Below are 4,098 nucleotides of genomic sequence, written 5' to 3' on the forward strand. Positions count from 1 at the left end.
GCCTGGAACTGGCAGAAGAACAGCCAGTTCGGGTCGACACCGATCACGCTGTCCGCACCGGCGCCGAGCATGCGCCACATGTAATAGCCGTTGCCGCAACCGACATCGAGAATGCGTTTGCCCTTGAGGTCCAGGTGCGGGGCCACCCGCGACCATTTCCAGTCCGAACGCCACTCGGTATCGACATGCACACCGAACAAGTCGAATGGCCCCTTGCGCCACGGCGACAAACCCATCAGCGCAGTGCGCATCTGTGCGCGGGTTGCGTCGTCGCAATCGGTGTCCAGTTTCAAACCGTTGAGCAAATCGACGACCTTGGGCTGGATCTTCGGCAAGGCGTCCAGCGCGCTTTGCCAGCGCTCCAGATCGCCATGTCCTTTTTCCATTTTCTTGTCGAGTTGCGCCTGCAAGGTGTTGGCCCAATCGGCCAGCGGCGTGCCGGCCAGACGGCGGGCGAGGGGGGACAGATCAATCATGGCAAGGCAATCAACGAGGCAAAGTTAAGACACTGGAACCACGGCACGACTTTCGAGAACCCGGCCGCCAGCAGGCGTTCGCGGTGTTCTTCGAGGCTGTCGGGCTTCATGACGTTTTCGATGGCGCTGCGCTTCTGGGCGATTTCCAGTTCGCTGTAGCCGTTGGCGCGTTTGAAGGCGATGTGCAGGTCGGTGAGCAGCGCGTGCTCCTGCTCATCCTCGAAGCGCAGTTTTTCCGAGAGGATCAATGCCCCACCGGGCAGCAGCGAGTGGCGGATGCGACTGAGCAATGCGCTACGCTGGTCCGGGGCGATGAATTGCAGGGTGAAGTTCAGTGCAACCACCGAGGCAGGCTGGAAGTCGAGGGCGAGGATGTCGCCGTCGATCACCTCGACCGGCAGCAACTCCTGGAACATCGAATCCTGGCCGTTGAGGTACTCGCGGCAGCGCTCGACCATCGCCGCGGAGTTATCCACAGCGATCACCCGGCAACCCTCGGTGCGCACATGCCGGCGCAGCGCCTGGGTCACTGCGCCGAGCGACGAGCCGAGGTCATACAGCACGCTATTGGGCTGAGCGAACTGCGCGGCGAGCACGCCGAGGTTTTCGACGATGGTCGGATAACCCGGCACCGAGCGCTTGATCATGTCCGGGAACACCCGTACCACGTCTTCGTTGAAGGCGAAGTCAGGCACCTGGGCCAAAGGCTGGGCGAATAGGCGATCGGGTTCTTTGCTCACGGCGGTTCCAGCGGCGTAGGTGGAAAAGGCCGGCATTTTAGCCAAGTTGGCGCGGGGATGCGCGGGTTGTCTGATAAACCGCTGGAGTTCACTCCGGTCAACGGAAAGGAAACACCATTGTGGCGAGGGAGCTTGCTCCCGCTCGGCTGCGCAGCAGTCGCAAACCCGGCTAGGTGGGGTGAAACTGTTGACGCGCGGTTGAATGGTTTCGGGGCCGCTTCGCAGCCCAGCGGGAGCAAGCTCCCTCGCCACAATGGTTAGCGTGATCTTTGGGGGAACGCCGAGGCAGTGATCCCCCATTGCCCCAGCCAGTAGCTGAGGATAATCACATAAGGGGCAGCATCAAATGGCATCACAAACCGGCTGATGCCAATCACGCTGTCGGAGAACACGAACGCCACCGCGCCCGCTGCCGCCAGCAGCGCAGAGCGTTTGGGCACGTCGGTCCCGAGTCGGGCCAGGGCGCGCCAGAGCATGGCGCTGATGGCTGTGCCATAGACAATCACGGGCACCAGCAATGGGCCGAGGCCGTTGGAAATCAGAATCCCCAGCAGGACGACGCCGACACCGAGGGCCAGCACCAGCGGCAGCACGGCCAAGCGTCGGCAATCGCTCAGATACGCCTTGAGATAGGCCAGGTGCGCAACCAGAAACGCACCCAGTCCAAACACGAACAAATCCCCCGGCCACGCCAACAACACATCGCCCAGCAGGGAAAAAATCAGACCGAGGCTGATCCAGCGGCGGTACTCACCGGGCGGCGCATCGTGCAGCCAACCGAGCAGAGCCAATACGGGCAACGGCTTGACCAGCAGGCAGAGCATCGCAGCATGCACGCTCAAGCCATACAGGAACGTCAGCGCGCCCATCAGTGCCAGAATCAGCCAGCCCACGATCAGTTGACCGAGACAGTGCAGTCGAAGGAATCAACCGGCAGCACTTCCGGCGCCCATGGTTGTTGTGAGGTCAGGCGCAAACGCCCGGTGCCAGCGGCGAAGGCTTGAAAACGCCAGGTCGATACGCCTGCAGCGCCCACCACACCGGCATCTTCGGGGTTTCGATAAACCTCTGGCCCCAGCGGGCGCAACACGCCCCCGGCCGAATCCTGGATCGCCCAGCGGTAGCCGGTGGTGGGATTGCTCGGCAAGGTCAGGATCAGGTTTTGCCCAGCAGTGAGTTTCACCGGGCATTCGCTTTGTTTCTCCACCGTCACGTTATGTTTCGGTTGCGTGGCGCAAGCGGCCAGCAAGGCGAGTACGAGAGGGACAAACAGACGAATGGGGGACATAGGGTCAGTAGCTCCGGCGTTCACGACGAACGGCGAGCATAACCGAGATGAGACAAAGTGTGACCAGAGCCTTGGAGAAGAATGTTGGCAAATCAGGCTCTGGTTTGGAGGGAATGGTGAGGCTGATTAAGGATGTAAGCCCGTAATGTCGAGCTCACCTTCGATTTCGAGCTTATCGTGACCATAGAATTTCAGGTTAAATGTTAGTTGATACCTTTTAGTCGAATTATTTAAGTTGGCCGTGAAAGTTCCTTCGTATGCAGATTGCATAGAGCTTCCGCTGTGATACTCAACGGAGCGCAAATACCCTCCCCGCACAAAGTTCTGTTGTCCGCTTGGCGTGGCTTCATCGATATCCAACAGGAAAAACCTTGGATCTGGAAGGGCGAAGTTGATGTGCGCCTCAATTTCAATCCATTTGTCATAGCGGCTTGCGAAAACGACCTCGGAACTGAAGAATTCCTCATTGTTTCTCTTAGCCTTGAGGTAACCGGTAGCTTCTGATCGAGTAGCCTGTTTCAGGTTGGTCATGGAGTGTGCCTGTCAGTAACTAGGAATGATTTGAATTGAAAAGTTAGCATCACGCCTTTTGAGAGGATACTGTCAAATATGCTAGTTTTTTAGATTTAAATTGCGGTGCTAGTTGATCTTTTTATACTTAATAGTTCAATTCGCAAGGTGTTGATCAAATGCACAAAAAAAGACCAGGCAATAGCCTGGCCTTTTTGGTATTGGGTTGCCGGCTTAGAACAATACCTTAGCCACATCCGCAAACCGCTTGGCAAAGTGCACGGTAATGCCTTCTTTGAGATATTCCGGCAGCTCTTCGAAATTACCGCGATTGGCCTCGGGCAGAATCAGCTCGAAGATTTTCTGCCGCCGCGCCGCAATGACCTTTTCGCGCACCCCGCCAATCGGCAGCACATGCCCGGTCAAGGTGAGCTCGCCGGTCATGGCCACGCCTTTTTTCGGTGGCTGGTTGCGTGCCAGCGACAACAGCGCACTGGCCATGGTCACACCGGCGCTCGGGCCGTCTTTCGGTGTTGCACCTTCCGGCACGTGCAGGTGCACAAAGGCTTCATCGAAGAATTTCGGGTCGCCGCCAAACGACTTCAGATTGGAGCTGACGTAGCTGTAGGCGATCTCCGCGGACTCCTTCATCACATCGCCCAATTGCCCGGTGAGCTTGAAGCCGCGGTTAAGGGTATGGATGCGGGTGGCTTCGATCGGCAAGGTCGCGCCGCCCATGCTGGTCCAGGCCAGTCCGGTGATCACGCCCGTTCCCGACAACACTTGTTCATTGCGGAACACCGGTTTGCCAAGGGACGGTTCGAGGTCTTTCGGGCCGAGCTTGATCACCGCTTTGGGATCGTCGAGCAGCTTCATCACCGCTTTGCGAACCAGCTTGCCGAGGTTTTTCTCCAGCTGACGCACCCCGGCTTCACGGGCATAACCGTCGATCAAGGCTTTGAGCGCATTGTCGCTGATGCTCAGGCTGCCTTTGGATACGCCAGCCTTCTCCAGCTGTTTCGGCCACAGGTGACGCTTGGCGATGGCGACTTTTTCTTCGGTGATGTAGCCCGACAGGCGAATC

General features: G+C 58.3%; 6 protein-coding genes. All 6 read right to left on the reverse strand.

All coding sequences use genetic code 11. From position 1 onward, the window contains the following. The coding region (locus D8V06_RS22825) for a DUF1698 domain-containing protein (RefSeq protein WP_130907790.1) at window positions 1-476 on the reverse strand (476 nt) is incomplete at its 3' end. Further along, a complete protein-coding gene (cmoA, locus tag D8V06_RS22830; RefSeq protein ID WP_177434475.1) occupies window positions 473-1,252 on the reverse strand; it encodes a carboxy-S-adenosyl-L-methionine synthase CmoA in 780 nt (259 codons plus the stop codon). The genes D8V06_RS22825 and cmoA, both read right to left, overlap by 4 nt. Before the next feature lie 221 nt (window positions 1,253-1,473). Continuing rightward, on the reverse strand, window positions 1,474-2,109 hold the full coding sequence (locus D8V06_RS22840) for a lysoplasmalogenase (RefSeq protein ID WP_130905793.1): 636 nt from the start codon (window positions 2,107-2,109) through the stop codon (window positions 1,474-1,476). Between the two features lie 2 nt (window positions 2,110-2,111). Continuing rightward, window positions 2,112-2,504 carry a protease inhibitor I42 family protein gene (locus D8V06_RS22845; RefSeq protein WP_056855209.1) on the reverse strand — a complete coding sequence of 131 codons (393 nt, stop codon included), beginning with the start codon at window positions 2,502-2,504 and terminating at the stop codon, window positions 2,112-2,114. A 126-nt stretch (window positions 2,505-2,630) separates the two neighbouring features. Beyond that, window positions 2,631-3,035: a hypothetical protein gene (locus tag D8V06_RS22850; protein WP_056855210.1), complete on the reverse strand. Its 405-nt coding sequence runs from the start codon at window positions 3,033-3,035 to the stop codon at window positions 2,631-2,633. A 213-nt stretch (window positions 3,036-3,248) separates the two neighbouring features. Then, a partial coding sequence (locus tag D8V06_RS22855; protein WP_277751312.1) for a S16 family serine protease occupies window positions 3,249-4,098 on the reverse strand: 850 nt, incomplete at its 5' end.

It is taken from the genome of Pseudomonas sp. Sample_24 (genome assembly GCF_004307605.1).
Taxonomy (GTDB): domain Bacteria; phylum Pseudomonadota; class Gammaproteobacteria; order Pseudomonadales; family Pseudomonadaceae; genus Aquipseudomonas.

Excerpts from the sequence above, each read along its gene's own strand:
- cmoA (WP_177434475.1), bottom strand. The coding sequence starts at position 1,252 with ATGCCGGCCTTTTCCACCTACGCCGCTGGAACCGCCGTGAGCAAAGAA.
- D8V06_RS22845 (WP_056855209.1), bottom strand. The coding sequence starts at position 2,504 with ATGTCCCCCATTCGTCTGTTTGTCCCTCTCGTACTCGCCTTGCTGGCC.
- D8V06_RS22850 (WP_056855210.1), bottom strand. The coding sequence starts at position 3,035 with ATGACCAACCTGAAACAGGCTACTCGATCAGAAGCTACCGGTTACCTC.